Below are 25,251 nucleotides of genomic sequence, written 5' to 3' on the forward strand. Positions count from 1 at the left end.
TGTGCAGAGCCTCGGGGCCTCACCCAGCGTTCAGGACCTTCGCCACGATCGGGCCCGCCGCGTCCACCCCGTGTCCGCCGCCCTCGACGAACGACGCCGCCGCGAGGTCGCCCGAGAACGCCGTGAACCAGGAGTCCGAGGTCGTCTGGCCGTCGACCTCCGCCGAACCCGTCTTCGCGCCCTTGTCGGAGCCGCCGACCGTGGACATCACGCCGGTCGCCGTGCCGTAGCCCGCCGTCGCCGTCAGCCGCATCATGGCGCGCAGTTGCCGGGCCACGGAGGACGGCAGCGTCCGCTCGGCCGTGGCGAACGCGCGGGCGTCCACGTCCTTGGCGATCAGGTACGGCTGCCGGAAGGTGCCGTTCTTCGCCGTGGCCGTGATCGAGGCCATGTTCAGCGGGTTCATCTGGACGGTGCCCTGGCCGATGTACTGGGCCGCGGCCTCGCCGCCGGTCGCGGCGGGGACGGAGCCGTCGACCGACCGGATGCCGGTCTTCCAGTCGAGGCCGATGCCGAAGACCTCCTTGGCCTCCTTGCCCAGCGCGGAGTCGTCGCCGACGTCGTCGATCTTCTTGATGAAGGCCGTGTTGCAGGAGCGGGCGAAGCTCTTGCCGAAGGTCGCGCCGTCCAGGGAGAAGCCATCGAGGTTTTTGATCGTCCGGCCGTAGTACATCGCCGTCGGCGGGCACTCGGCGGTCTGGTCGGCCTTGACCAGGCCCTTCTCCAGGAGCAGCGCCGCCGTGACGATCTTCATCGTGGAGCCGGGCATCTTCTTGCCCTCGAAGGCCGCGTTGAAGCCGTTGGCCGGGCTGTTGGCGACGGCCCGTACCGCGCCGGTCGAGGGCTGCACCGCGACCACGGAGGCCGTGCCGTACCGGGCGACCGCCTTCTCGGCCGCCGCCTGCACCTCGGCGTCGATCGTCGTCTCCAGCTTCCCCGGCTTGCCCTTGACGAGGGTGAGCAGGGTGGTGTTCCGGTCTCCTCCGGCGCCGGAGTCCAGGTAGGTCTCGATGCCGGGCTCGCCGCCCACCGTCGACCCGTACCGCGCGCGCAGCTGGTCCAGGACCGGGCCGAGCGAAGGGTACTTCTGGGCGGTGAGGACCCGGCCCTCGCGGTCGACGGCCTCGATCTCGCCGCTGGTCGCCGCGCCCGTGCGGATCGTCGCCGACTTCGACGTCAGCTTCGGGTGCAGCACGGCCGGCTTCCAGTCGACCAGCGGGCGTCCGGTGGTGGCCCCGCGCACCACGGTGAGCTGCGAGGTGTACGTCCAGGGCTTGGAGACGCCCTGGTACGTGACGGTGGCCTGCACCGTGAACGGCACCGTCGTGCCCGCCGCGGGCCCCGGGGTGATCGTCAGGGCCGACAGCTTGGCGGCCTCGCGGAAGTTCAGCACCGAGGGCTGGGCGTCGGCCGGGTTGTCGGTGGCCTGCCCCGCCAGGTCGGACTCACCGCTCGCCCAGGCAGAGAGGAAGTGCTGGGCGGTCCGCGTCACCTCCTCCGGGGTGACCGGCCCCGTCTTCGGCGCGGAGTCGGAGCGTGTGCCGACCCCGTCGGATCCCCCGGTGATCCCGGTCCAGAGGTTGTATCCCCCGTACCCGACCCCGCTCGCCACGACGACGAACACTCCGCCGACGACCGCGACCTTCACACCACTGCGCATGACTGCGACTCCCTCCCCCAGGTTGGCCCAGGCAGCCTAGGGGGCAGGAGTGACAGCGGGGACGGTCGTTACCGGAAAGCGACCGGACCGTCTGTTTTCCGCTACCCCGGTCACGGTGTTTCCCGCTGCCCCGGTCACGCCGGTCTCGTCGCGGGGGCGCTACACCCAGGTGTCGAGCCACATCCGGTTCCGCCATCCCTGAATGGGGATCGCCTGTCCGGTGTACAGGGGCCAGAAATAGATGAAATTCCAGATGATGAGGAGAACGAGCACTCCGGCGGCCACCGCCCCGAAAGTGCGCCGTCTTTCCGAGGAACCCGCCGGCCCCACGATCGCCCCGATCATCATCGCCACCGCGAGACACAGGAACGGGACGAACACCACCGCGTAGAAAAGGAAAATGGTGCGTTCCTGGTAGAGGAACCACGGCGCCCAGCCGGCCGCGATGCCGCAGGCGATCGCGCCCGCGCGCCAGTCGCGGCGGAACGCCCAGCGCCACAGCACGTACAGGATCGCGAAGCAGGCCGCCCACCACAGCAGCGGTGTGCCGAGGGCCAGGACCTCCTGGGCGCACTTGTCGCTCGCGCTCGCGGGGCAGCCGTTCTGGCCGGGGGCGGGGGACTCGTAGAAGTAGGAGACCGGGCGGCCGAGGACGATCCAGCTCCACGGGTTGGACTCGTAGGTGTGCGGCGAGTTCAGCCCGACGTGGAACTTGTAGACCTCGGTCTCGTAGTGCCACAGGCTGCGCAGCCAGTCCGGCAGCCAGCCCCAGGTGCCGCCGCCGTTCAGCTTGTCCTGTTCGGCGGCCCAGTGGCGGAAGTAGCCCTTGTCGGTGACGATCCAGCCGGTCCAGGAGAGCAGGTAGGTGCCGATCGCCACCGGGACGACGGAGACGAAGGCCGGCAGCAGGTCGCGCTTGAGGACCGCCGTGTACGGGCGGATCGCGCCGGCCGTGCGGCGGGCGCCGAGGTCCCACAGGACGGTCATCAGGCCGAACGCGGCCATGATGTAGAGCCCGTTCCACTTGGTGCCGGCCGCCAGGCCGAGCATCACGCCGGCCGCGAGCCGCCACGGGCGCCAGCCGAGCCGCAGGGTCTCCGCGACCGAGGCGTCGGGCCGCAGCACGCCCTGATCGTCCTCGGGCAGGCCGGCGGCGAGCCGGGCCCGCGCCTTGTCCCGGTCGACGACCAGGCAGCCGAAGGCCGCCAGCACGAAGAACATCAGCACCTGGTCGAGCAGCGCCGTGCGGCTCATCACGAAGTGCAGGCCGTCCACGGTGAGCAGCACGCCCGCCAGGCAGCCGAGGAACGTCGAGCGGAACAGGCGCCGCCCGATCCGGCACAGCATCAGCACCGACAGGGTGCCGAGCAGCGCGACCATGAAACGCCAGCCGAACGGCTCGAAGCCGAACAGCTTCTCGCCGATGCCGATCACCCATTTGCCGACCGGCGGGTGCACGACGTACCCGGGGTCGGTCGGCACGAGGACCGCGCCGGGGTCGTTCAGGATCGTCTTGTCGATGTCCTTCGGCCACGCCCCCTCGTACCCCTGGTTGATCAGGGCCCAGGAGTCCTTGGCGTAGTACGTCTCGTCGAATATCACCGCGTGCGGCTTGCCCAGGTTCCAGAACCGCAGCACGCCCGCGACCAGCGCGACCAGCAGCGGTCCGGCCCAGGCGGCGGCGCGCCAGATCCGGTCGGCGGCGGCCGGCCCGATCGTCAGCAGCGACCACAGCCGCTCCGAGGGACGGGCGTACGGCGGCACGAGCCGCTCCCGCAGGCCGACGGACAGGGCGCCCTTGGTGTCCGGCCGGTAGCCGAACTGCCGCAGCCGCCGCTGCCACGAAGAGGGCTCTGCCACGGTGGGTGCCACGGGGTGCTGACCCTCCAGGGCCTCGGGTGCGGTACTGGTCACCGCGCCATCGTAGGGAACGCGCCTGTGCGCGTCGCCTGTCCGGGCTGGGAGGATGACCCGTGTGACAGGAACGCTGGTACTCGCAGGGACCCCCATCGGCGACATCGCGGACGCACCGCCACGGCTCGCCACCGAACTGGAGAACGCGGACATCGTGGCCGCGGAGGACACCCGAAGGCTGCGCGGACTGACCCGCGCGCTCGGCATCCACACCACGGGCCGGGTCGTGTCCTACTTCGAGGGCAACGAGTCCGCCCGGACGCCCGAGCTGGTCGAGGCGCTCGTCGGCGGGGCCCGGGTGCTGCTCGTCACGGACGCCGGGATGCCCTCGGTCTCCGACCCGGGCTACCGCCTCGTCGCGGCCGCCGTCGAGCAGGACATCAAGGTCACGGCCGTGCCGGGCCCGTCCGCCGTGCTCACCGCGCTCGCGCTCTCCGGGCTGCCCGTGGACCGCTTCTGCTTCGAGGGCTTCCTGCCGCGCAAGGCGGGCGAGCGGCTCGGGCGGCTGCGCGAGGTCGCGGACGAGCGCCGGACCCTCGTGTACTTCGAGGCCCCGCACCGGCTCGACGACACGCTCGCCGCGATGGCCGAGGTCTTCGGCGCCGACCGCCGGGCCGCCGTCTGCCGCGAGCTGACCAAGACGTACGAGGAGGTCAAGCGCGGCCCGCTCGGCGAGCTGGCCGCCTGGGCGGCCGAAGGCGTACGGGGTGAGATCACCGTCGTCGTCGAGGGCGCCCCGGAGGCCGCGCCCGCCGAACTGGACGCCGCGGAGCTGGTGCGCAGGGTGCAGGTGCGCGAGGAGGCGGGGGAGCGGCGCAAGGAGGCCATCGCCGCGGTCGCGGCCGAGGCGGGGCTTCCCAAGCGTGAGGTGTTCGATGCCGTGGTGGCGGCAAAGAATGCGGCGGCGGCAGGCCCCGGAAACGGTAAAGGACTAATCTGAAAGGCAAAGCGGAACCCGGCGGCGGGCCCCTCCGAAGCCTCTTAGGGCAAGGAAACGCCAAAGAGCGTCCATGGTTTTTCCGCCACTGATGCGCTCCGGCCGGAAAAGGCGTCCACTGGACCAGTGGAGAGGAGCTGGAATGACTGAGATCACCGGCACCGGAACGCCCGTCGCACACGAGGCGTACGCCTTCGCCTGCATGAGATGCGGCTATGGCTGGGAGCAGGCGTACGAGATAGAGCACCACGTCGACGCCAAGGGTCACGAATTCATCGTCTACAAGGCCGACGGAGAGCGGGTCCCGTCCCCGCTGTCCAGCCCGACCTGCATGAACTGCGGCGGTCACGTCGTGCGGATCATGCGCTCGGGACAGGTGTCCTCGGTGCTCGACCTGATGGCCGCCGCCGAACGGCACGGCCACGGTGCGAAGTCGACCAAGCCGGTGTCCATCGCGGGACCGATCGGCCAGGAGCTCACGGAGGACGCTCCGGGCGGTCCCGGGCAGGAGAAGCCCGCACACCACTGGCACCTCTCCGACCTGCTGCACCCCTTCCGGTCCCGGCGCTAGCGCGGGGGTGAGGCCCGGCGCCCGGCGACAAGCCTCGGCGCCCGGCGGTAAGCCTTGGCGGGCGGACTCATGGCCCTCGTACGATCGGGGCCATGAGTTCCAAGGACGCCCCGCCGCCGCTGCCCGAGCCCCTGCTGGTCCCGGTCGCGGACTCGCACACCCATCTCGACATGCAGTCCGGCACCGTCGAGGAGGCCCTGACCAAGGCCGCCGCCGTCGGCGTCACCACGGTCGTCCAGGTCGGCTGCGACCTGAAGGGCTCGTACTGGGCCGCCGACACGGCCGCCCAGTACGACCAGGTGCACGCGGCCGTCGCCCTGCACCCCAACGAGGCGCCCCGGATCGTCCTCGGTGACCCGGACGGCTGGTCGCGCCAGGGCGCGCGCACTCCCGGCGGCGACGCCGCGCTCGACGAGGCCCTGGCCGAGATCGACCGGCTGGCCGCCCTGCCGTACGTGCGGGCCGTCGGCGAGACCGGCCTCGACTACTTCCGCACCGGCCCCGAGGGCATGGCCGCGCAGGAGCGTTCCTTCCGCGCCCACATCGAGATCGCCAAGCGCCGGAACAAAGCCCTCGTCATCCATGACCGCGAGGCCCACGCCGACGTCCTGCGGGTCCTCGACGAGGAGGGCGCCCCCGAGCGGACCGTCTTCCACTGCTACTCCGGCGACGCCGAGATGGCCGAGATCTGCGCCGCCAAGGGCTACTACATGTCCTTCGCAGGCAACGTCACCTTCAAGAACGCGCAGCCGCTGCGCGACGCCCTCGCCGTCGCCCCGCTGGAGCTCGTCCTCGTCGAGACGGACGCCCCCTTCCTCACCCCCGCGCCCTACCGGGGCCGCCCCAACGCCCCGTACCTGATCCCGGTCACCGTCCGGGCCATGGCGGCCGTGCGCGGCATCGGCGAGGACGAGCTGGCCGGGGCGATCGCCGTGAACACGGCCCGCGCCTTCGATTACTGATCCATAACGGTTACGCAAGGTAGCCGGGTCGTTTTGGAGAGTGAGCACGCACGGGACTAGGGTCCCGGCCTCGTGAGCACCCCTCAGTCCGGTCACCGCGCCGGCGCCCGTCGGGCCGCCCGGCGGCGCAAGGCGTCCCCCGTCACGGGCGAGGGGCTGCGGCGGATCCTCCCGCAGGCCCTCGTCGTCGCGTTCCTCGCCGGCGGCACCACCGCCTTCGTCGCCCAGGACAAGGCCGTCCGGCTCTCCGTCGACGGCGTCCCGCGCACCCTGCACACCTTCGCCGACGACGTCGACGAACTGCTCGCCGACGAGGGCCTGGCCGTCGGGGACCACGACATCGTCGCCCCGGCCCCCGCCGCCGCCCTCGCCAGCGGCGACGAGGTCGTCGTCCGGTACGGGCGGCCCGTCGCCCTCACCCTCGACGGGCAGCGCCGCCAGGTGTGGACCACCGCGCGGACCGTCGACGGCGCCCTGCGCCAGCTCGGCGTCCGCGCCGAGGGCGCCTACCTCTCCGCCTCCCGCTCTGCGCCCATCTCCCGGCAGGGCCTCGCCCTCGACGTGCGCACCGAGCGGACCGTCACCTTCCTCGCCGACGGCCGGGAGCGGACCGTCCGCACCAACGCGGCCACCGTCCGCGAGGCCGTCGAGGAGGCCGGGCTCACCCTCTCGGGGCAGGACACCACCTCCGTACCGCCCGGCTCCTTCCCGCGCGACGGGCAGACCGTCACCGTGCTGCGGATCACCGGCAGCCAGGAGGTCCGCGAGGAGCCCGTGCCGTACGCCGTCGAGCGGGTCCGCGACCCCGGACTCTTCGCCGGGACCGAGCTCGTCGAACGGCAGGGCGTCCCCGGCGTCCGCCGCGTCACGTACAGCCTGCGCACCGTCAACGGCGTCCGGCAGCGGCCCCGCCGCACCGGCGAGGAGACCGTCCGCGAGCCCGTCACCCAGAAGGTCCGCATCGGCACCCGCGCGCTGCCCACCTCCGTCGCCGGGGCCGACGGCCTGAACTGGGGCGCGCTCGCCGCCTGCGAGTCCGGCGGGCGCCCCGGCGCCGTCGACCCGTCCGGCACCTACGGCGGGCTCTACCAGTTCGACCCCGGCACCTGGCGCTCGCTCGGCGGCAGCGGGGTCGCCCAGAACGCCCCCGCCGCGGAGCAGACCTTCCGGGCGAAGAAGCTGTACGTGACCCGGGGGGCGACTCCGTGGCCCCACTGCGGCCGTAGGCTGTACCGGTGAGCACCACCACCGGACCCGACAGTCCCGACGCCCTCCTCGGCCCCGCAGACATCCGCGAGCTGGCCGCCGCCCTCGGCGTGCGCCCGACCAAGCAGAAGGGCCAGAACTTCGTCATCGACGCGAACACGGTCCGGCGGATCGTCCGCACGGCCGAGGTGCGCCCCGACGACGTGGTCGTGGAGGTGGGACCCGGGCTCGGCTCCCTCACCCTCGCGCTCCTCGAAGCCGCGGACCGGGTGACCGCCGTCGAGATCGACGACATCCTCGCCGCCGCCCTGCCGTCCACCATCGCCGCCCGCATGCCGGCGAAGCAGGACCGCTTCGCGCTGGTCCACTCCGACGCCATGCAGGTGCAGGAGCTGCCGGGCCCGCCGCCCACCGCGCTCGTCGCCAACCTGCCGTACAACGTCGCCGTCCCGGTGCTGCTGCACATGCTGGACCGCTTCCCGACCATCGAGCGGACCCTCGTCATGGTCCAGGCCGAGGTCGCCGACCGGCTCGCCGCCCGCCCCGGCAACAAGGTGTACGGCGTGCCGTCGGTCAAGGCCAACTGGTACGCGGAGGTCAAGCGGGCCGGTTCCATCGGCCGCAACGTCTTCTGGCCCGCCCCCAACGTCGACTCGGGCCTGGTCTCGCTGGTGCGGCGCACCGAGCCGGTGAAGACCACCGCCTCCAAGCGGGAGGTCTTCGCGGTCGTCGACGCGGCCTTCGCCCAGCGCCGCAAGACCCTGCGCGCCGCCCTCGCGACCTGGGCGGGCTCGCCCGCCGCGGCCGAGACGGCCCTGGTGGCGGCGGGCATCTCGCCGCAGGCGCGCGGCGAGGCCCTGACGGTCGAGGAGTTCGCCCGGATCGCGGAGGCCAAGGCGTGAGCGGCGCCGTCACCGTACGGGTCCCCGCCAAGGTCAACGTGCAGCTCGCGGTCGGCGGCGCCCGGCCCGACGGCTTCCACGACCTGGCCAACGTCTTCCTCGCCGTCTCCCTGTACGACGAGGTGACCGCCACCCCCGCGGACCGTCTGACGATCACCTGCGAGGGCCCCGACGCCGACAAGGTGCCGCTCGACCGCACCAACCTGGCGGCCCGCGCGGCCGAACTGCTCGCCGCCCGCCACGGCATCGCCCCCGACGTGCACCTGCACATCGCCAAGGACATCCCCGTCGCGGGCGGCATGGCCGGCGGCAGCGCCGACGGCGCGGGCGCCCTGCTGGCCTGCGACGCCCTGTGGGGCCTGGACACCCCGCGCGCCGAACTCCTGGAGATCTGCTCCGAGCTGGGCAGCGACGTGCCGTTCAGCCTGGTCGGCGGGGCCGCCCTCGGCGTCGGCCGGGGCGAGCGGCTGACGGAGCTGCCGGTCGGCGGCGCCTTCCACTGGGTCTTCGCCGTCGCCGACGGCGGGCTCTCCACCCCGGCCGTCTACGGCGAGTTCGACCGCCTCAACGAGGGCGTCGAGGTGCCCGAGCCGGTCGCCTCCCCGGCCCTGCTCGACGCCCTGCGCACCGGCGACACGACCGCCCTCGCCGGGACCCTCGCCAACGGCCTCCAGGCCGCCGCCCTGTCGCTGCGGCCCTCGCTGGCCGCGACGCTGGACGCCGGCACGGCCGCCGGGGCGCTGGCCGCCCTGGTCTCCGGCTCGGGCCCGACGACCGCGTTCCTGGTGAAGGACGCCGAGTCCGCCGCGACGGTCGCGGCGGCCCTGACCGCCTCCGGCACCTGCCGCGCGGCCCGCGTGGCGACCTCCCCGGCACCGGGCGCGACCGTCCTCGGCTAGCGGCTAGCGGCTAGCGGCTAGCGACTAGCGGCTGGTCGCCGGTCGCTAGTCCTTGTTCTTGGAGATCCGGGCGAGCAGCAGGTTCGGGTCCGGGTTCGGCTGGACGTAGAAGGCCGCGCTGTTCACGTAGACGTTCTTGGCGTGCACGGCCACGGAGGTCGGGTTCTGCAGGCCGTCCTTGGCCGTGAGGACCGTCTTGTGGCTGCCGTCGGCGCGGACCAGAGCGAGCTCGTGCACCGTGTTCAGGGCGGCCAGGACCGTGTCGCCGTGCCCGGTGAAAGCGAAGTCGTCGATGGCCGTGAGCCCGGTCGCCCGGGTCTCGACGGGGCCGGCGGTCCGGTCGTGCCCGTGGCCGGGCTCCTGCCCGTGCCCGTGCCCGTGCTCGTGCTCGTGCTCGTGCCCGAAGGGGATGCGCAGGAGCGTCCCGTGGGCCGTGTTGGAGACCCAGACGGCGCCGTCGTGCAGCTTGAGGCCGTTGGCGCCGAAGGGGAGCTGCGGGGTGGGTTCGAGCGCGGCCCCGGTGGCCCAGGCGGTGGGCTCGCCGCCGTCCACGGGGACCCGCCACACCGTGCCGAGGGCCGAGTCGGCGGTGTAGAGCGTGCCGCAGTCCTCGTCGAGGGCGAGGCCGTTGGGGAGGCCGTCGGCGGGCAGCTGCGCGATCTGCTCGGGGGCGCTGCCGTCGGGGGCGATGCGCCAGACGCCGGTCTCGGGCGTCCCGGTGACGTAGTTGACGTACAGGGTGCCGTCCTCGGCCCGGGCGAGACCCGTGACGATCGCGGCGCCGAGGACCGGGGTCTGCGGGTTCGCCACGGCGGGCAGGGTGGCGAGGATCCGGGTGCCGCCGTGCCGGTCGACCCGGGCGACCTGGCGGGCGAAGGCGAGTGTGAGGTCGGCCGAGCCGTCGGGTTCGAGGGCGATGTTCTCCGGGGTCTGTCCCGCGGCGAAGTCGAAGTGCGCGAGGACGTGCGGATCGGTCACGGTCGGGTCGCCGGCGCAGACGGCGGGTCCGGCGGCGAGCACGGTGAGGGCGGAGGCGGCCGCGACGGCGGCGGCCAGGCGGGGGATGCGGACCATGGTTCTCTCCTCGGGGGGAAGCGGACGCGGATTCGGACGCGTGACCGTCCCAAACCCCCACGAAGATGACGGACCGCCCGCCCATCGCCCCGGCAGCCGGGGCCGCGGAGTCGCCCGCGCGGCCGAGAAGAGCACTCCGTTCGCACGCGTGCGCGGGCCGGGAGCCGCTCCTCAGCCCGCGTCGTACACCCGCCCGGTGCCCGGCAGCCCGCAGCCGTGGGCCTGCGCCGAGCGGGCGGCGAAGCGCTGGAGCGCGGCCCGCAGCCCCGGGTGGTCCAGGGCCAGCTCGCTGGTCTCGTAGGCGCGGCCGGGCGTGCTCACCGTGTACGCGGCCCGCTTCGTCCCGCCGGGGCACGCGGCCCACAGGAGGTAGCCGCCGTCGGGGGCGTCGCCCTTCCTGTCGTCCGTGCGGTCCTCCAGCCGCTCCCTCGTGGCCCAGTCCAGGCCCGCCCCGTACGAGGCGGTGAACTCGTACAGCGGTGCCCCCCGCAGCCCGCCGAGCACGCAGCCCTCGACGGGCTTCGGGCCCGGCGCGGTCTCCACCGCCGTGCGCACGCCCCACCGGCCGGCCGTCGCAGCGTCCACGATCCCGGCGCAACTGCCCGACACCGTCCCGAACGGCTCGTGGTCCCAGGCGGTCGCCGAGACCCCGACCTCCGTCACCGGCCCGCCCTCGACGGCCTCGCAGCCGGTCTGCCGGGCGTAGGCCGTCGCCGTCCCCGTCAGCACGGCCGTGAGCCGCGCCCGGGCCTCGGGCCGGCCGAAGTCGAGGCGGTCGGTCCGCGCCCGCACCTCGGCGGTGAGCCCGCCGCCCCGCTTCCCGCGGCAGTCGAGCAGCAGCGTGGCGGTGGCGTCCCCCTGGTCGGCGTTCTCCCGGTCGGGGTCGAAGGCGAAGCCGCCGGTCCAGCCGTGCCCGAGCGGCGCGTCGGTGCGGGACGCGTCGATGTCGAACAGACGGTCCCCCGCCTCGCTCACCGTCACCCGCAGGTCGATCCGCCCGGCCCCGTCGTCGGCGTCGTCGGCGTCGTCGGCGTCGACCTCCGTCACCCGGCACTGCCACCACGAGCCGATCCGGTCGCGCCGGATGTCCGCCGTGACCTCGGCCCCGCCCACCAGCTCCCGCACCGGGCCCGCCGCGAGGGTCCCGTCACACGCCGAGTCCAGGGCGCCGTCGTGGCGCCAGGCGTCCCAGCCGCCCGAGACCCAGAAGAGGGCTCCCGCCAAGAGGGCCGCGCCGCCGGTGAGGCCGGCCGCGAGGCGGAGCCTGCCGCGCCGCCGGGACGGGTCCGGAGTCTCCGGGGCCGGTCCCGGTGCCGTGTCCGTGCTCACTTCCACACCGTCCCCAGCGTCTTCGTGTCGCGGCAGTGCGCCGCCTCCAGGTAGCGGCCGAGCAGCGCCCCGGCCCGGTCCGCGAGGCCATCTCGCTCCTTGCCCGTCACGCTCACCCGGTGCAGGGCCGGGCCGTCGGCGCAGCGGGCCTCGGCCCAGGCGGCGACCGTGTAGGCCCGCCGGTCCGCGCGGGGCGCGGAGCCCCGGCCCGCGACGGCGAGCTCGTGCCCGTACTCGGTGCGCACCTCGGGCAGCAGCTCGCCCCACCAGCTCGCGGAGGTCACGCCGAGGGTCTGCCGCCCCTTCAGGCCCTCGCTGACGCAGGCGCGGGCGCCGGGGTGCGTGGCGCCCCGGTCGGGCTGCCCGGTCGGCTGCCAGCCGGGGCCGAGGTACGCGGGCCGGAACCAGCCGCAGGCCGCCCGGGTGTCCTTCGCGTCGGCGTCGGAGTCCGGCTCGGTGCGCGGGACGGGCCGCACGTCGGCCGGGCGTACGGGGGAGCCGCCGCAGCGGTGGGCGGCGCGGAGGTCGTTCGCGACGGCCGCGACGGCCTCGCCGATCCGGGTGAGCCAGCCGGGCGGCGCGGCGTCGCCCACGGTCGACAGGGTCCCGTACACGCGGAAGGCCGTCACGGGGCGGGCGTACCCGGGCAGCCCGCGCGGGCAGGCGACCGTGGTCGTGGCGTCGGCCCGCCGGTAATCGTCGGCCCAGCGGGGCGTGCGCGCTTCGGGGTCGCCGGAGACGTGTTCGACCGTCACGCCCTGGAGGGGCGTCTCCAGGACGGGGGTCGCCGCCACGTCGAGCCGGACGTCCTCGTCCCCGCCGGGCTCGTCGACGCCCACGCCGCAGGAGACGAGCCCGCGCGGTCCGGGGCCGCTCCGCTCGTCCCACCAGTGGGCGTCGGGGAGCAGACCGCGCACCGCGTCCCGGGGCAGCACCCCGCCGCAGGCGCGGGCCAGGGCGTCCGCGTTGTGGCGCGCCCGCAACTCGGCCCGCACCAGCACGAAGCCCGTGATCAGCGCCGCCGCCAGCAGCACCAGAGTGGCCTGCGGCAGCCACCGGTGCCGCCGGAACCGTGCCCATGCCGAGCTGTCCATCCCAGGCCCCCGCCCCTGTACGCGACCGCGAACGAATCACCGCACGCTATCCCACCCGTCCCACCCGTCTACTCTGGAAAGTCGATCGATCCCCCGGTACAGGAGTGAAATGGCCGTCAACCTGGTCAATGTCGAGTCCGTCACGAAGGTGTACGGCACGCGTGCGCTGCTCGACGGCGTCTCGCTCGGCGTCTCCGAAGGGGACCGGATCGGTGTCGTCGGGCGCAACGGTGACGGGAAGACCACCCTGATCCGGATGCTCGCGAAGCTGGAGGAGGCCGACACCGGGCGCGTCACGCACAGCGGCGGGCTGCGGTCCGGGGTGCTCACGCAGCACGACTCGCTCGACCCGGCGGCGACCATCCGCCACGAGGTCATCGGCGTCATGGCCGACCACGAGTGGGCCGGCAGCGCCAAGATCCGCGACGTGCTCACCGGGCTGTTCGGCGGGCTCGACCTGCCCGGCTTCGAGAACGGGCTCGACACCGTGATCGGGCCGCTCTCCGGTGGCGAGCGGCGCCGGATCGCACTCGCCAAGCTGCTCATCGAGGACCAGGACCTGCTCGTCCTCGACGAGCCCACCAACCACCTCGACGTCGAGGGCATCGCCTGGCTCGCCGGGCATCTGCGCGAGCGGCGCTCCGCGCTCGTCTGCGTGACCCACGACCGCTGGTTCCTCGACCAGGTCTGCACCCGCATGTGGGACGTGCAGCGCGGCGCGGTGTACGAGTACGAGGGCGGCTACTCCGACTACGTCTTCGCCCGCGCCGAGCGCGAGCGGATCGCCGCCACGGAGGAGGTCAAGCGGCAGAACCTGGTCCGCAAGGAGCTGGCCTGGCTGCGCCGCGGCGCCCCGGCCCGTACCTCCAAGCCGCGCTTCCGGATCGAGGCGGCCAACGCGCTCATCGCGGACGTCCCGGAGCCGCGCGACGCCTCCGAGCTGATGAAGTTCGCCAACGCCCGGCTCGGCAGGACCGTCTTCGACCTGGAGGACGTGACCGTCACCGCCGGTCCCAAGACGCTGCTCCAGCACCTCACCTGGCAGCTCGGCCCCGGCGACCGCATCGGCCTGGTCGGCGTCAACGGCGCCGGCAAGACCTCGCTGCTGCGCGCCCTCGCCGAGGCCGCCCGCACCGACGGCGAGGCGCAGCCGCCCGCCGGGCGGATCACGGTCGGCAAGACCGTGCGGCTCGCCTACCTCTCCCAGGACGTCACCGAACTCCCCGGCTCCCTGCGCGTCCTGGAGGCCGTGCAGCAGATCCGTGACCGGGTCGACCTCGGCAAGGGCCGGGAGATGACCGCCGGGCAGCTCTGCGAGCAGTTCGGCTTCGGCAAGGAGAAGCAGTGGACGCCGGTCGGCGACCTGTCCGGTGGCGAGCGGCGCCGGCTCCAGCTGCTGCGACTGCTCATGGACGAGCCCAACGTGCTCTTCCTCGACGAGCCGACCAACGACCTGGACATCGAGACCCTGACGCAGCTGGAGGACCTCCTCGACGGCTGGCCGGGCTCGATGGTGGTCATCTCCCACGACCGGTTCTTCCTGGAGCGCACCACCGACCGGACCTTCGCGCTGCTGGGCGACCGGGCGCTGCGGATGCTGCCGCGCGGCATCGACGAGTACCTGGAGCGCCGTCGGAGGATGATCGAGGCCGCCGTCCCGGCCGCCCCCGCCCCGGCCGCCGCGCCGAAGCAGGGCGTGTCGGCGGCCGACGCGCGCGCCGCGAAGAAGGAGCTGCAGAAGGTCGAGCGGCAGCTGGACAAGCTGTCCGACAAGGAGACCAAGCTGCACGCCCAGATCGCGGACAACGCCACGGATTTCGAGAAGGTCGCGAAACTGGACAGCGAGCTCCGTGAACTCGCAGGTGAGCGCGAGGAGTTGGAAATGCGCTGGCTGGAACTGGCCGAAGACGCGTAGAGATGTCGTAGAGGACGAGTAACGACGTCATCACGGGCCGGTCCTCCCTTGGGAACAAGGGGCGGACCGGTCACTTTTGCGCCATCCGGTGAGTGGTAGAAAGAAAACCCGCTCACAAAAGGGGGAAGCGCTGATGACCCAGCCGCCCAGCAACCAGCCGCCGGGGGGCTTCGGCGCTCCGGACCCGAACGTCCCGGCGGTCCCGCCGATGCCTCCGCAGGCACCGCCGGTCCCGCCGCAGGCTCCGCAGGCCCCGGCCCCGGCCCCGCAGACGCCGCCGCCGGGCCCGTACGGGTACCCGCAGCAGGCCCCGCAGACGCCGCCGCCCGCCCAGCCGGGCCCGTACGGCTATCCGCAACAGCCGGGACCGTACGCCCAGCAGCCCGGCCCGTACGGCCAGCAGCCGGGCCAGCCGGGCCCGTACGGCCAGCAGCCGGGCCCGTACGGCCAGCAGCCCAACCCGTACGGCGGTTACCCGAACGCCCCGGTGCCGCAGGGTCCGCCCCCGGGCGGCGGCAAGAACCCGTTCAAGGGCAAGCCCGGCGTCATCGTCGCCGCGGCCGCCGCCGCGCTCCTCGTCATCGGCGGCGTCAGCTGGTTCGCGCTCAGCGGCGACGACGAGAAGGACCCGGTCGCCAAGCCGACCACCTCCACCACCACCGTCCCGAAGCCGACGGGCTCCGTCGACGAGGGCGACGGCAGCGGCGACGGCGAGAACGGCGACGAGAGCCTGAACGCCGGCCGCAAGGACGGCGAGGCGAAGATCAACTGGCTGCTCAAGAACAACGTCGACCTGCCGCGCAACGGCGCCGACGTCTACGGCCCGTGGATCGTCGGCGACACGGTCGTCAAGGCCATGTACAAGGGCATCGACGGCTACAGCCTGGCCGACGGATCCGCCAAGTGGCACATCGACGTGCCCTTCGAGCTGTGCGCCGCGCCGCCGGAGCCCAACGCCGACGGCGTCATGGTCTTCGCGTACAACGACAGCGCGGGCGACCGCGCCAAGTGCACGCAGATGCAGCAGGTCGACCTCAAGACCGGCAAGGCGGGCTGGAAGAAGGCCGTCCCCAAGGCCACCGGCCTCTTCGCCTTCTCCGACAACACCCTCACCATCAGCGGCAACACGGTGACCGCGGCCGGCTCCAGCTCCGCGTACGGCTTCTCGCTGACCGACGGCAGGCAGCTGTTCTCCTCGCCGACCAGCGGCTGCAAGCCCTTCGCGTACGCGGGCGGCAGCAAGCTGATCGCCGCCTCCAAGTGCCCCTCCGGCGACGTGAACAAGCAGTCGCAGGCGGTCAGCGAGGTCGACCCGAACACGGGCAAGCCCAAGTGGACCTTCAAGCTCCAGACCGACTGGGAGGTGGACCGGGTCTACTCGGTCGACCCGCTGGTCATCTCCGCCACCCAGCGCGAGCAGAAGAAGTGGGCGATCTTCTCGCTCAAGGCCAACGGCACCGAGCGTTCGCAGATCCAGGGCGGCAACGACAAGTTCGCCCCCCGCTGCGGCGGCTCGTTCGTCGTCTTCGGCAAGAACCTGCAGGGCTGCACCGGCGTCGCCGCCGACGCGAACAGCTTCTACATGTCCACGGAGACCGCGTACGGCACGCCGAACGAGGTCATCGCCTTCGACCTGAACACCGGCAAGCCCAAGTGGCGCTCCAAGGCCCCCGGTGAGCAGCAGATGAAGCCGCTCCGCATGGAGGGCTCCGACGTGCTGCTCTACATCGAGCCCCGCTACGACGCGGGCGGCGCGGTCGCGGCCCTCGCCCCGACGGGCGGCGCGCCGAAGGTGCTGCTCCAGCACCAGGCGGCGGTCTCGACGGTCGAGAGCTCCTTCTACAGCGCCGGCTACGCCTACGGGAACGGCACCTTCGTGATCGCCGCGGGCCGGGTCTCCGCCTCCAACGACAAGGAGGAGAAGGAGACCAAGACGATGATGGCGTACGGCAAGTGACGCCCCGCCCGTCCCGTCCCCTTCCCCACTCCGAGGTACCCACGCCATGACGCAGCCACCGCCACCGCCGAACCAGCCCCCGGGCGGCTTCGGCGCGCCGCAGGACCCCCCGCCGGGCGGGTTCGGCGCCCCGCAGGACCCCCCGCCGGGCGGCTTCGGCGCCCCGACGCCCCCGCCGCAGCAGCCGCCGTACGGCTACCCGCAGCAGCCGGGGCAGCCGACGCCGCCGCCCGCCCAGCCGCCGTACGGCTACCCGCCGCAGCCGCCCACGCAGCCGCAGCAGGCGGCCCCGTACGGCTACCCGCAGCAGCAGCCGGGCCAGCCGCAGCAGCCTCCGTACGGCTACCCGACCCAGCCGCAGTACCCCCAGTACCAGCAGACGCCCCCGCCGGGTTCCGGCGGCGGCAAGAAGCTGTCGACGCAGATGCAGATCCTCATCGCGGCGGCCGTCGCCGTCGTGCTGATCATCGGCGGCGGCGTCTGGTACGCGAACTCCGGCGGCGGTGACGAGGGCAAGGACGCCAAGGGCACCTCCGGCGCCACCACCGACGGCGGCGCGGACACCGGTTCCGGCGGCGGTACGGGCGGGGGCGGCAAGGAGAAGGCCCCGTCGAACACCTCGGCGAAGATGACCGTCCAGCTGCCGCAGCCCAAGGTCGAGGACGTCACCGACGTCTCCGGCTCCTGGATCACCGACAAGGCGTACGTGAAGACCGGGGTCAACTCGGTCGTCGCGTACGACCTCGACAAGGGCACCGTGCTGTGGACGCTGCCGCTGACCGGCCAGGTCTGCGGCGCCTCCTCGCACGTCACCGCGGACGGGAAGACCCCGATCCTGTTCGAGGCGACCAAGCGGCTGCCCCCGAAGAACTACCAGCCGTGCACCGAGGTCGGCCTGATCGACCTCACCACCGGCAAGCTGGTCTGGTCGACCTCCGTCACCGGCGGCTCCGCCGGTGACAGCAAGGCCAAGTTCAGTGAGGTCACGCTCAGCGGCGCGACCGTCGCGGCCGGCGGCACCGACGGCGGCGCGGCCTTCGACGTCGCCAACGGCAACCCCCGCTGGAAGCCGCAGACCAACTCCGAGAACTGCTACGACATGGGGTACGGCGGCGGCGAGGGCCTGGTCGCGGCCCGCAAGTGCGGTCCGTACGGCAGCCAGTACGTGCTGATCCAGAACCTCAACCCGACCACGGGCGCCCCGATCTCGCAGTTCAAGATGCCCGCGGGAACCGACTACGCCTCGGTCGTCTCCACCAAGCCGCTGGTGGTGGCCGCCGACGTCGGCGACACCGCGACCGACGGCTCCGGCATCTCGGACTTCTTCTCCCTCGACGAGAAGACCGGCAAGCTGAAGGCGAAGATCACCGCGGACTCCGAGCGCTACGCGGCCCGCTGCCGCTCCACCGAGGTGGAGAACTGCAGCAAGGTCGTGGTCGGCAACGGGCGGCTCTACCTGCCCACCGAGGAGCACGAGGGCAGCACCGGGGAGTACGGCGACGAGACCAACGAGATCGTCGCGTTCGACCTGGCCAGCGGGAAGCCGGTGCCCGCGAAGGCGGACGCGGGCGACCGCTACACGCTGGTGCCGCTGCGCATGGACGGCGGCGCCGTCATCGCGTACAAGCTGCCCCCCTACGACAAGGGCGGGAAGATCGTCTCCATCGACGGCAGCACCATGAAGGAGACCACGCTGCTGGAGAACCCGGTGGAGAAGGGCATCAACAGCCCCGAGCGGTCCTTCTCCTCGGACTACGCGGAGATCGACTACGCGGACGGGCGGCTCTTCCTGTCCGAGGTCATGATCGACAAGCCGCGCTCCGCCTCCTCCACCAAGGAGTACCTGGTGGTGGGGTACAGCACCCGCTGACGTTCCGTCACCGGACCGGCCCGGCGCACCGATTCACATCGGTGCGCCGGGCTGTTTGCATAGGGGCCTGCCCGGCGAAGAATTCGACAGTCCGGGGGGATCGGGGAGATATGGGGGCCACATCGATGGGCGTTCGGCTCGTGGTGGTCGATGACCACCGCCTGCACGCGGAGGCGCTGGCCTCGGCGCTGAAGCTGCGCGGGCACCGGGTGCTGGCGTCGGCGGCGCCGGTGGCGGGCGCGGCGGAGCTGGTGGTGAGCCGCGCGCCGGAGGTCTGTCTGCTGGGCACCTCGGCGCCGGCCGAACCGGGTGCCTTCGACCCGGTCGTACGGATCAAACGGGAGCGCCCGCAGGTGGCCGTGGTGGTGCTCGGGCCGGTGCCCTCGCCGCGCGGCATCGCGGCGGCCTTCGCGGCCGGGGCCTCGGGTTACGTCCGGCACGACGAGCGCATAGAGGGGGTCGAGCGGGCGCTGGTGAAGGCCCGCGCGGGCGAGGCGGCGATCGCGCCGCAGCTGCTCCAGAGCGCCTTCGCGGAGCTGCTCAACCCGGCGGCGCAGCCGGACGACGAGGGGCTGCGGCTGCTGCGGCTGCTCACCCCGCGCGAGGCGGAGGTGCTGGTCCGGGTGGCGGAGGGGGAGGACACCCAGGTCATCGCGGCGGGGATGGCGATCGCCCCGAGCACGGCGCGGACGCATGTGCAGCGGGTGCTGATGAAGCTGGGCGTGGGTTCGCGTCTTGAGGCGGCGGCGCTGGCGGCGCGGACGGGTCTGCTCGACCGGGTGCCGGTGCAGCGGGCGTAGTCCACCCTCCGTACACCCGGAGACCCTGCCCCCCCGTTCCCCCGTGTGGGTGGCCGGGTGGGGCTGAGTGTTGACCTTCGATGTTTGATTGTGGTTTTTTATGGGTGGTTCTGTTTGATGGAGGCTGTGGAGGCCGCCCGCCGTGAAGAAGACCGCCCTGAAGAAGCCCGCCGTGCGGAAGACCGTCACCCACCTCGCCGACGGGCGTGAGCTCCTCTACTTCGACTCCGGCGACGCGCCCGCCGCCGCCCGCGACGCCGTCGACCGCCGGCCGCTGACCCCCGTCGTCTCCGCTTCCGAGGTCCGCCACGACCCCGTCCTCGGTGAGGACGTGGCCATCGCCTCGCACCGGCAGGGCCGGATCTACCACCCGCCGGCCGACACCTGCCCGCTCTGCCCCTCCACCGAGGAGTGGCAGAGCGAGATCCCGGCCGCCGCGTACGAGGTGGCGGTCTTCGAGAACCGTTTCCCCTCCCTCTCCGGCGCCGACGGCCGCTGCGAGGTGGTCTGCTTCACCTCCGACCACCGGTCCTCCTTCGCCGACCTCACCGAGGAGCGCGCCGGAGTCGTCCTCGCCGCCTGGACCGACCGCACCGCCGAACTCTCCGCCCGCCCCGGCGTCCGGCAGGTCTACTGCTTCGAGAACCGGGGCGCCGAGATCGGCGTCACCCTGGCCCACCCGCACGGCCAGATCTACGCCCTCTCCTACACCGCGCCCCGCACGGCCACCATGCTCCGCAACGCCGTCGCGCACCGCGCCGCCACCGGACGCAACCTCTTCGACGACGTCCTGGAGCGGGAGCGGTCCGCCGAGCGGGTCGTGCTCGCCGGGGAGCACTGGACCGCCTTCGTGCCGTACGCCGCCCGCTGGCCGTACGAGGTGCACCTCTACCCGAACCGGCGGGCCGGCGACCTCACGGAGCTCGACGAGGACGCCCGTACGGAGTTCCCGCGGATCTATCTGGAACTCCTGCGGCGCTTCGACCGGATCTTCGGCACGGACGAGCCCCCGACGCCCTACATCGCCGCCTGGCACCAGGCGCCGGTCACCGGCGCCGGGCGCGAGGAGTTCGCCCTGCACCTGGAGCTTTTCACCGTCCGCCGGGCCTCTGGCAAGCTGAAGTACCTCGCGGGCACCGAGTCGGGCATGGGCGCGTTCATGAACGACGTGTCGCCGGAGTCCGCGGCCGACAGACTCCGAGAGGTGGCAAGCAGTTGAGCAAGGCAGTGACGTCGAAATACCTGGTGACCGGTGGAGCCGGCTACGTGGGCGGCACGGTCGCCGCCCACCTCCTTGAGGCGGGACACCAGGTCACCGTCCTCGACGACCTCTCCACCGGCTTCCGGGAGGGCGTCCCCGCCGGGGCGGAGTTCATCGAGGGGCGCATCCAGGACGCCGCCCGCTGGCTCGACTCCAGCTACGACGGCGTGCTGCACTTCGCCGCCTTCTCGCAGGTCGGCGAGTCCGTCGCCAAGCCGGAGAAGTACTGGGACAACAACGTCGGCGGCACCATGGCGCTGATCGCCGCCATGCGCGAGGCCGGCGTGCGCCGCCTGGTGTTCTCCTCGACCGCCGCCACCTACGGCGAGCCCGAGACCGTGCCGATCACCGAGGCCGCGCCGACCGCGCCGACCAACCCGTACGGCGCGACCAAGCTGGCCGTCGACCACATGATCACCGGCGAGTGCGCCGCGCACGGCCTCGCCGCCGTCTCGCTGCGCTACTTCAACGTGGCCGGCGCCTACAAGGAGTGCGGTGAGCGGCACGACCCCGAGTCGCACCTCATCCCGCTGGTCCTCCAGGTCGCCCTCGGGCAGCGCGCGGCGATCAACGTCTACGGCGACGACTACCCGACGCCCGACGGCACCTGCGTCCGCGACTACATCCACGTCGCCGACCTCGCCGAGGCGCACCTGCTGGCCCTGGACGCGATGACCGCGGGCGAGCACCTGATCTGCAACCTCGGCAACGGCAACGGCTTCTCCGTGCGGGAGGTCGTCGAGACCGTTCGCAAGGTCACCGGCCACCCGGTGCCCGAGGTCATGGCCGAGCGCCGCGCCGGTGACCCGGCCGTGCTCGTCGCCTCGGCCGACACGGCGCGCGAGCGCCTCGGCTGGAACCCGTCCCGCCCGGATCTGGCGGCCATCGTCGAGGACGCCTGGGCGTTCACCCGCAAGAAGGAGCAGGGACAGGCATGAGCACGGTCGCGGCGGAGTTCGGCGCGCTGTACGGAGCGGCTCCCGACGGGGTCTGGGCCGCTCCCGGGCGGGTCAACCTGATCGGCGAGTACACCGACTTCAACGAGGGTTTCGTACTCCCGCTGGCTCTGCCGCACACGGCCGTCGCGGCCGTCTCCCGCCGGGACGACGGCGTGCTGCGGCTGCACTCCGCCGATGTCGGGGGCGGTGTCGTGCAGCTCGACGTCGCCGCCCTGGAGCCGCTGTCCGGGGCCTCCGCGTACGGCTGGGCCGCGTACCCCGCCGGGGTGGTCTGGGCGCTGCGGGAGGCCGGGCACCCGGTGACCGGCGCGGACATCCACCTCGCGTCGACGGTGCCGACCGGCGCCGGGCTCTCCTCCTCCGCCGCCCTGGAGGTCGTCACGGCCCTCGCCCTGAACGACCTGTTCGGGCTCGGGCTCTCCCGGCCGGAGCTCGCCGTGCTCGCCCAGCGGGCGGAGAACGCCTTCGTGGGCGTGCCGTGCGGGGTGATGGACCAGATGGCCTCCGCGTGCGCCACCGAGGGCCACGCCCTGTACCTGGACACCCGCGACCTGTCGTACCGGCAGGTGCCGTTCGACCTCACCGCCCGGGGGCTGTGCCTGCTGGTCGTCGACACCCGGGTGAAGCACGCCCTCGGCGACGGCGCGTACGCCGAGCGGCGCGCCGGGTGCGAAGCCGGTGCGCGGGCGCTCGGGGTGCGCGCGCTGCGCGACGTATCGGCCGCGCAACTGTCCGATTCCCTCGCGCGTTTGGACGACGAAACGGTTCGCCGCTATGTCCGGCACGTCGTCTCCGACGACGACCGCGTCGAGCGGGTGATCGCCCTCCTCGACGCCGGCGACCCCCACGCGGTGGGCGCCCTGCTCACCGAGGGGCACGCCTCGCTCCGCGACGACCTGCGGGTCTCCTGCCCCGAACTGGACCTCGCCGTCGAGGCGGCGAACGCGGCGGGCGCGCTCGGCGCCCGGATGACCGGCGGCGGCTTCGGCGGCTCGGCGATCGTCCTGGTGGCGACGGACGCGGCGGACACGGTCGCCGCCGCCGTCGGGAAGGCCTTCGCCGAGGCGGGTTTCGCCACCCCGGGCGTCTTCCCCGCGGTCCCCTCGGCGGGCGCCCGGCGGGTGGCCTGACGGATGGTCCGTCGGGTGTCCGACGGGTCGGCTGACGGCCTCGACTTCCCACAGGTACGCACAGTTCCGCGATTCGGCCTCCGCCGGCGCGCCGCACCCTTACCCTGGTGCGCAGCGCCGGTGGGGGCCGGTGCTGATCAGGGGTATCGAGACCCGCCGGGTACGGCGCCCGGGGCGGGGTAACTGTCAAGGCACGGCGGCGGCCGTGCGATCGACGGACCCGCCCCCGGCGTCGTGCCCGCGCCGGGCCGTTCCTCGACACTTGGGGGTGTCCGTGGCCCGTATCCGGGTTCTGGTGGTGGACGACCACCGCGTCTTCGCCGAGTCGCTCGCAGCCGCCCTCGCGGCGGAGCCCGACGTCGACGTCATCGCCGCGGGCAGCGGCCCGGCCGCACTGCGCTGCCTGGACCGCGGCGCGGGGGAGGGGCGCCGCTTCGACGTGATGCTGGTCGACGCCGACCTGGGCGGCGGCGACGGGATCGCGCTGGTGGCGGGGGTCCGCGAGGGGCGGCCCGGGCTGCGCAGCGTGGTCCTCGCGGAGAAGGACGACGCCCAGCGGGCGGCGCTCGCGCTCCAGGCCGGCGCCTGGGGGTGGGTGGCCAAGGACTGTTCGCTCCAGCGGCTGCTCGCCGTGGTGCGCGGGGTGCTGCGCGACGAGACGCATCTGCCGCCGGCGCTGCTCACGGGCGTGCTGCGGGAGCTGACGGAGGCCCGCAAGCACCGGACGGAGAGCGAGCGTCTGGTGGAGTCGCTTACCCCGCGCGAGCGGGAGGTGCTGCGCTGCATGGTGGCCGGTCTCGGGCGCAAGGCGGTCGCGGAGCGCCTGTTCCTGTCGCCGCACACGGTCCGGACCCATATGCAGAACGTGCTGGGCAAGCTGGGCGTGCATTCGACGCTCGCCGCCGTGGCGCTGGCCCGCCGGGCCGGGGTGGGCCCGGCGGAGGACCCGGCCGGGGTGCTAGCCGGGGATGTTGTCGAACGGGGCGGTCAGCTGGCGTAGCAGCGCGGCCAGTTCGCCGCGCTCGGTGCGCGAGAGGCGGGCCAGGATGGCCCGTTCCTGGGCGAGGAGCCCGGCGAGCGCCTGGTCGGCGCGGTCGCGGCCCTCGGGGGTGAGGCGGACCAGGACGCCGCGCCGGTCGCTGGGGTCGGGCAGCCGTTCGACCAGGCCCTTCTTGGTGAGCCGGTCGATGCGGTTGGTCATGGTGCCCGAGGTGACCAGGGTCTGGGTGAGCAGCTGGCCGGGGGAGAGCTGGTAGGGCGCGCCGGCCCGGCGGAGCGAGGTCAGGACGTCGAACTCCCAGGGCTCCAGCTGGTGCTCGGAGAAGGCGAGTCGACGGGCGCGGTCGAGGTGCCGGGCCAGGCGTGAGACACGGCTGAGGACCTCGAGCGGTTCCACGTCGAGGTCCGGGCGCTCTCGGCGCCATGCAGCGACCAGCCGGTCGACCTCGTCCTCCATGACGATCAGTGTAGAGGGTCTGTTGACATAAAGTCTCTTGGTATTAAGTCTCTCTATTTCAAGTATCTTGATAACGAGAATCTTGACGTAGAGATATAGTCTCCTTGACTATGGGGAAGGGACCGGGCCGGAACTCCGTTCCGCTTCGGCAACTCGTTCCAGCAAGGGGGCTTCGAACATGCATTCCGTGGAATCCGCCGCACCGACATGGGACCCACAGCAGTACCTGCGTCACGCGGGCCATCGCACCCGCCCGTTCATCGATCTGCTCGCACGAATACCGCGGCTGCCCGACGCCGAGGGCAGGCCCGCCCGGATCGCCGACCTGGGCTGCGGCCCCGGCAACGTCACGGCACTCCTCGCCGACCGCTGGCCCGACGCCCACATCACCGGCCTCGACCTCTCGCCCGAGATGCTGGAGCGGGCCGAGAAGGACTGGGCGGGCACCACCTCCGGCGGCGGCTGGATCGACTTCCGGGCGGCCGACGCGGCCCACTGGACGCCCGAGGAACCGTACGACCTGATCGTGTCCAACGCGGCCCTGCAGTGGGTGCCGAACCACCCCGAGTCCTTCGCCCCCTGGATCGCGGGCCTGCGCCCCGGCGGCGTCTTCGCCTTCCAGGTCCCCGGCAACTTCCACGCACCCAGCCACGCCCTCCTCGGCGAACTCTGCGAGACGCCCGAGTGGCGGGACCGGATCGGCGACCAGGGACGGCGCTTCGTCCACATCCTCGAACCAGCCGACTACCTCCACCGGCTCGCCGACCTCGGCTGCGAGACGGACGTCTGGGAGACCACGTACCACCAGCTGCTCACCGGCGAGGACCCCGTCCTCGACTGGGTGAAGGGCACCGCCCTGCGCCCCGTGCTCACCACCCTCAGGGACGACCGCGCCGCCACCGAGGCCTTCCTCGGCCAGTACCGCGAACGGCTCCGCGAGGCCTACCCGCCGGGCCCGTACGGCACCGCGTTCCCGTTCCGCAGGATCTTCGCCCTGGCAAGGAAGGCCGCCTGATGTTAATCGCCGTCGATCCCGTCCGGCTCGCCGCTCCGGCCGGCAGCGAGGACCTCCTGCGGGCCTCCTGCGCGGGCGACCTAGGCCTGACCGAGATCCCCGAACCGCCGGTCCTCGCCACCGGCGGCGCCGTCCGGCTCCACCCCGGGGAGAAGCCCGGCTTCCGGCCGGCCCGGAAGGCCGGCCCGGGGGTGCGGGCGGCCGGGATGCGCGACTTCGCGGCCCGGCTGGAGAGACACGGGGGCACGCTCGTCCGGGACGGCAGCCATCGGCCGGAGTTCCTGGAGCCCGTCGACTGATACGGGGACGGGGGCGTCGCACGCGCGTGCGACACCCCCGT

General features: G+C 73.1%; 22 protein-coding genes. 16 read left to right on the forward strand and 6 right to left on the reverse strand.

Annotated elements, in window-relative coordinates; translation table 11 throughout:
- Positions 1-19: 19 nt before the first annotated feature.
- Together ACZ3ZE_RS33220 and ACZ3ZE_RS33225 are read right to left on the reverse strand one after the other, a co-directional pair.
- Positions 20-1,660: a penicillin-binding transpeptidase domain-containing protein gene (locus ACZ3ZE_RS33220; RefSeq protein WP_361624848.1), complete on the reverse strand. Its 1,641-nt coding sequence runs from the start codon at positions 1,658-1,660 to the stop codon at positions 20-22.
- Positions 1,661-1,819: 159 nt separating this feature from the next.
- Positions 1,820-3,574, reverse strand: a complete 1,755-nt coding sequence (locus ACZ3ZE_RS33225) for a dolichyl-phosphate-mannose--protein mannosyltransferase (protein WP_361171781.1) — start codon at positions 3,572-3,574, stop codon at positions 1,820-1,822.
- A gap of 52 nt (positions 3,575-3,626) precedes the next feature.
- On the opposite strand from ACZ3ZE_RS33225, the gene rsmI reads away from it, so the two are divergent.
- From rsmI to ACZ3ZE_RS33255, 6 genes are all read left to right on the forward strand, one after another.
- A complete protein-coding gene (gene rsmI / locus ACZ3ZE_RS33230; RefSeq protein WP_361171784.1) occupies positions 3,627-4,514 on the forward strand; it encodes a 16S rRNA (cytidine(1402)-2'-O)-methyltransferase in 888 nt (295 codons plus the stop codon).
- Between the two features lie 139 nt (positions 4,515-4,653).
- Positions 4,654-5,082: a hypothetical protein gene (locus ACZ3ZE_RS33235; RefSeq protein WP_363290764.1), complete on the forward strand. Its 429-nt coding sequence runs from the start codon at positions 4,654-4,656 to the stop codon at positions 5,080-5,082.
- 92 nt (positions 5,083-5,174) lie between these two features.
- Positions 5,175-6,044, forward strand: a complete 870-nt coding sequence (locus ACZ3ZE_RS33240) for a TatD family hydrolase (RefSeq protein WP_467261724.1) — start codon at positions 5,175-5,177, stop codon at positions 6,042-6,044.
- A gap of 72 nt (positions 6,045-6,116) precedes the next feature.
- On the forward strand, positions 6,117-7,283 hold the full coding sequence (locus ACZ3ZE_RS33245) for a ubiquitin-like domain-containing protein (RefSeq protein WP_361171793.1): 1,167 nt from the start codon (positions 6,117-6,119) through the stop codon (positions 7,281-7,283).
- Positions 7,280-8,152, forward strand: coding sequence for a 16S rRNA (adenine(1518)-N(6)/adenine(1519)-N(6))-dimethyltransferase RsmA (rsmA, locus tag ACZ3ZE_RS33250; RefSeq protein ID WP_361171796.1), 873 nt, complete (start codon positions 7,280-7,282; stop codon positions 8,150-8,152). The genes ACZ3ZE_RS33245 and rsmA overlap by 4 nt, the downstream gene beginning before the upstream one ends.
- Positions 8,149-9,051 (forward strand): 4-(cytidine 5'-diphospho)-2-C-methyl-D-erythritol kinase, encoded by a 903-nt coding sequence (locus ACZ3ZE_RS33255; protein WP_363290762.1) that lies wholly within the window; start codon positions 8,149-8,151, stop codon positions 9,049-9,051. The genes rsmA and ACZ3ZE_RS33255 overlap by 4 nt, the downstream gene beginning before the upstream one ends.
- A 45-nt stretch (positions 9,052-9,096) precedes the next feature.
- Here ACZ3ZE_RS33255 and ACZ3ZE_RS33260 read toward each other — a convergent pair whose 3' ends face one another.
- From ACZ3ZE_RS33260 to ACZ3ZE_RS33270, 3 genes are all read right to left on the reverse strand, one after another.
- Complete coding sequence (locus tag ACZ3ZE_RS33260) at positions 9,097-10,125, reverse strand: SMP-30/gluconolactonase/LRE family protein (RefSeq protein ID WP_467261726.1); 1,029 nt, start codon at positions 10,123-10,125, stop codon at positions 9,097-9,099.
- 171 nt (positions 10,126-10,296) lie between these two features.
- A complete protein-coding gene (locus ACZ3ZE_RS33265; RefSeq protein WP_467261728.1) occupies positions 10,297-11,454 on the reverse strand; it encodes a hypothetical protein in 1,158 nt (385 codons plus the stop codon).
- The gene (locus tag ACZ3ZE_RS33270) at positions 11,451-12,548 is read right to left on the reverse strand and encodes a hypothetical protein (RefSeq protein ID WP_467261730.1); all 1,098 of its coding nucleotides are present in this window, start codon (positions 12,546-12,548) and stop codon (positions 11,451-11,453) included. Before ACZ3ZE_RS33270 ends, ACZ3ZE_RS33265 begins: the two co-directional genes overlap by 4 nt.
- 109 nt (positions 12,549-12,657) lie before the next feature.
- Between ACZ3ZE_RS33270 and ACZ3ZE_RS33275 the strand changes: the two genes are divergently transcribed.
- The 8 genes from ACZ3ZE_RS33275 to ACZ3ZE_RS33310 all read left to right on the forward strand — a co-directional run bounded on the left by ACZ3ZE_RS33275 (position 12,658) and on the right by ACZ3ZE_RS33310 (position 23,440).
- Entirely contained in the window at positions 12,658-14,463 is a 1,806-nt protein-coding gene (locus ACZ3ZE_RS33275; protein ID WP_361171811.1) for an ABC-F family ATP-binding cassette domain-containing protein, read from the forward strand.
- A 133-nt stretch (positions 14,464-14,596) separates the two neighbouring features.
- On the forward strand, positions 14,597-16,420 hold the full coding sequence (locus ACZ3ZE_RS33280) for an outer membrane protein assembly factor BamB family protein (RefSeq protein WP_467261732.1): 1,824 nt from the start codon (positions 14,597-14,599) through the stop codon (positions 16,418-16,420).
- A gap of 46 nt (positions 16,421-16,466) precedes the next feature.
- Positions 16,467-18,290, forward strand: a complete 1,824-nt coding sequence (locus ACZ3ZE_RS33285; RefSeq protein ID WP_361171817.1) for an outer membrane protein assembly factor BamB family protein — start codon at positions 16,467-16,469, stop codon at positions 18,288-18,290.
- Positions 18,291-18,415: 125 nt separating this feature from the next.
- Entirely contained in the window at positions 18,416-19,090 is a 675-nt protein-coding gene (locus tag ACZ3ZE_RS33290; protein ID WP_361171820.1) for a response regulator transcription factor, read from the forward strand.
- A gap of 172 nt (positions 19,091-19,262) precedes the next feature.
- Positions 19,263-20,309: a galactose-1-phosphate uridylyltransferase gene (gene galT, locus ACZ3ZE_RS33295; RefSeq protein WP_361624982.1), complete on the forward strand. Its 1,047-nt coding sequence runs from the start codon at positions 19,263-19,265 to the stop codon at positions 20,307-20,309.
- Between the two features lie 8 nt (positions 20,310-20,317).
- Positions 20,318-21,289, forward strand: coding sequence for a UDP-glucose 4-epimerase GalE (gene galE, locus ACZ3ZE_RS33300; protein WP_442305753.1), 972 nt, complete (start codon positions 20,318-20,320; stop codon positions 21,287-21,289).
- A complete protein-coding gene (gene galK, locus ACZ3ZE_RS33305; RefSeq protein WP_361171826.1) occupies positions 21,286-22,440 on the forward strand; it encodes a galactokinase in 1,155 nt (384 codons plus the stop codon). The genes galE and galK overlap by 4 nt, the downstream gene beginning before the upstream one ends.
- Before the next feature lie 274 nt (positions 22,441-22,714).
- Entirely contained in the window at positions 22,715-23,440 is a 726-nt protein-coding gene (locus tag ACZ3ZE_RS33310; protein WP_361171829.1) for a response regulator transcription factor, read from the forward strand.
- On the opposite strand, the gene ACZ3ZE_RS33315 is transcribed toward ACZ3ZE_RS33310, so the two are convergent.
- Entirely contained in the window at positions 23,399-23,896 is a 498-nt protein-coding gene (locus ACZ3ZE_RS33315) for a MarR family winged helix-turn-helix transcriptional regulator (RefSeq protein ID WP_046906954.1), read from the reverse strand. The two genes, ACZ3ZE_RS33310 and ACZ3ZE_RS33315, sit on opposite strands and share 42 nt — an antisense overlap.
- Before the next feature lie 178 nt (positions 23,897-24,074).
- On the opposite strand from ACZ3ZE_RS33315, the gene ACZ3ZE_RS33320 reads away from it, so the two are divergent.
- Positions 24,075-24,911 carry a trans-aconitate 2-methyltransferase gene (locus ACZ3ZE_RS33320; RefSeq protein ID WP_361171832.1) on the forward strand — a complete coding sequence of 279 codons (837 nt, stop codon included), beginning with the start codon at positions 24,075-24,077 and terminating at the stop codon, positions 24,909-24,911.
- Entirely contained in the window at positions 24,911-25,210 is a 300-nt protein-coding gene (locus ACZ3ZE_RS33325) for a VOC family protein (protein ID WP_467261734.1), read from the forward strand. The genes ACZ3ZE_RS33320 and ACZ3ZE_RS33325 overlap by 1 nt, the downstream gene beginning before the upstream one ends.
- The last annotated feature ends 41 nt before the right edge of the window (positions 25,211-25,251 follow it).

It is taken from the genome of Streptomyces sp. NPDC023157 (assembly GCF_055560575.1).

Bases quoted from the DNA above. Each gene is read 5' to 3' on its own strand.
- ACZ3ZE_RS33285 (WP_361171817.1), top strand. From the start codon at position 16,467: ATGACGCAGCCACCGCCACCGCCGAACCAGCCCCCGGGCGGCTTCGGC.
- ACZ3ZE_RS33235 (WP_363290764.1), top strand. From the start codon at position 4,654: ATGACTGAGATCACCGGCACCGGAACGCCCGTCGCACACGAGGCGTAC.
- ACZ3ZE_RS33275 (WP_361171811.1), top strand. From the start codon at position 12,658: ATGGCCGTCAACCTGGTCAATGTCGAGTCCGTCACGAAGGTGTACGGC.
- ACZ3ZE_RS33290 (WP_361171820.1), top strand. From the start codon at position 18,416: ATGGGCGTTCGGCTCGTGGTGGTCGATGACCACCGCCTGCACGCGGAG.
- ACZ3ZE_RS33240 (WP_467261724.1), top strand. From the start codon at position 5,175: ATGAGTTCCAAGGACGCCCCGCCGCCGCTGCCCGAGCCCCTGCTGGTC.
- ACZ3ZE_RS33320 (WP_361171832.1), top strand. From the start codon at position 24,075: ATGCATTCCGTGGAATCCGCCGCACCGACATGGGACCCACAGCAGTAC.
- ACZ3ZE_RS33220 (WP_361624848.1), bottom strand. From the start codon at position 1,660: ATGCGCAGTGGTGTGAAGGTCGCGGTCGTCGGCGGAGTGTTCGTCGTC.
- rsmI (WP_361171784.1), top strand. From the start codon at position 3,627: ATGACCCGTGTGACAGGAACGCTGGTACTCGCAGGGACCCCCATCGGC.
- ACZ3ZE_RS33315 (WP_046906954.1), bottom strand. From the start codon at position 23,896: ATGGAGGACGAGGTCGACCGGCTGGTCGCTGCATGGCGCCGAGAGCGC.
- ACZ3ZE_RS33325 (WP_467261734.1), top strand. From the start codon at position 24,911: ATGTTAATCGCCGTCGATCCCGTCCGGCTCGCCGCTCCGGCCGGCAGC.
- ACZ3ZE_RS33260 (WP_467261726.1), bottom strand. From the start codon at position 10,125: ATGGTCCGCATCCCCCGCCTGGCCGCCGCCGTCGCGGCCGCCTCCGCC.
- galK (WP_361171826.1), top strand. From the start codon at position 21,286: ATGAGCACGGTCGCGGCGGAGTTCGGCGCGCTGTACGGAGCGGCTCCC.
- ACZ3ZE_RS33270 (WP_467261730.1), bottom strand. From the start codon at position 12,548: ATGGACAGCTCGGCATGGGCACGGTTCCGGCGGCACCGGTGGCTGCCG.
- ACZ3ZE_RS33280 (WP_467261732.1), top strand. From the start codon at position 14,597: ATGACCCAGCCGCCCAGCAACCAGCCGCCGGGGGGCTTCGGCGCTCCG.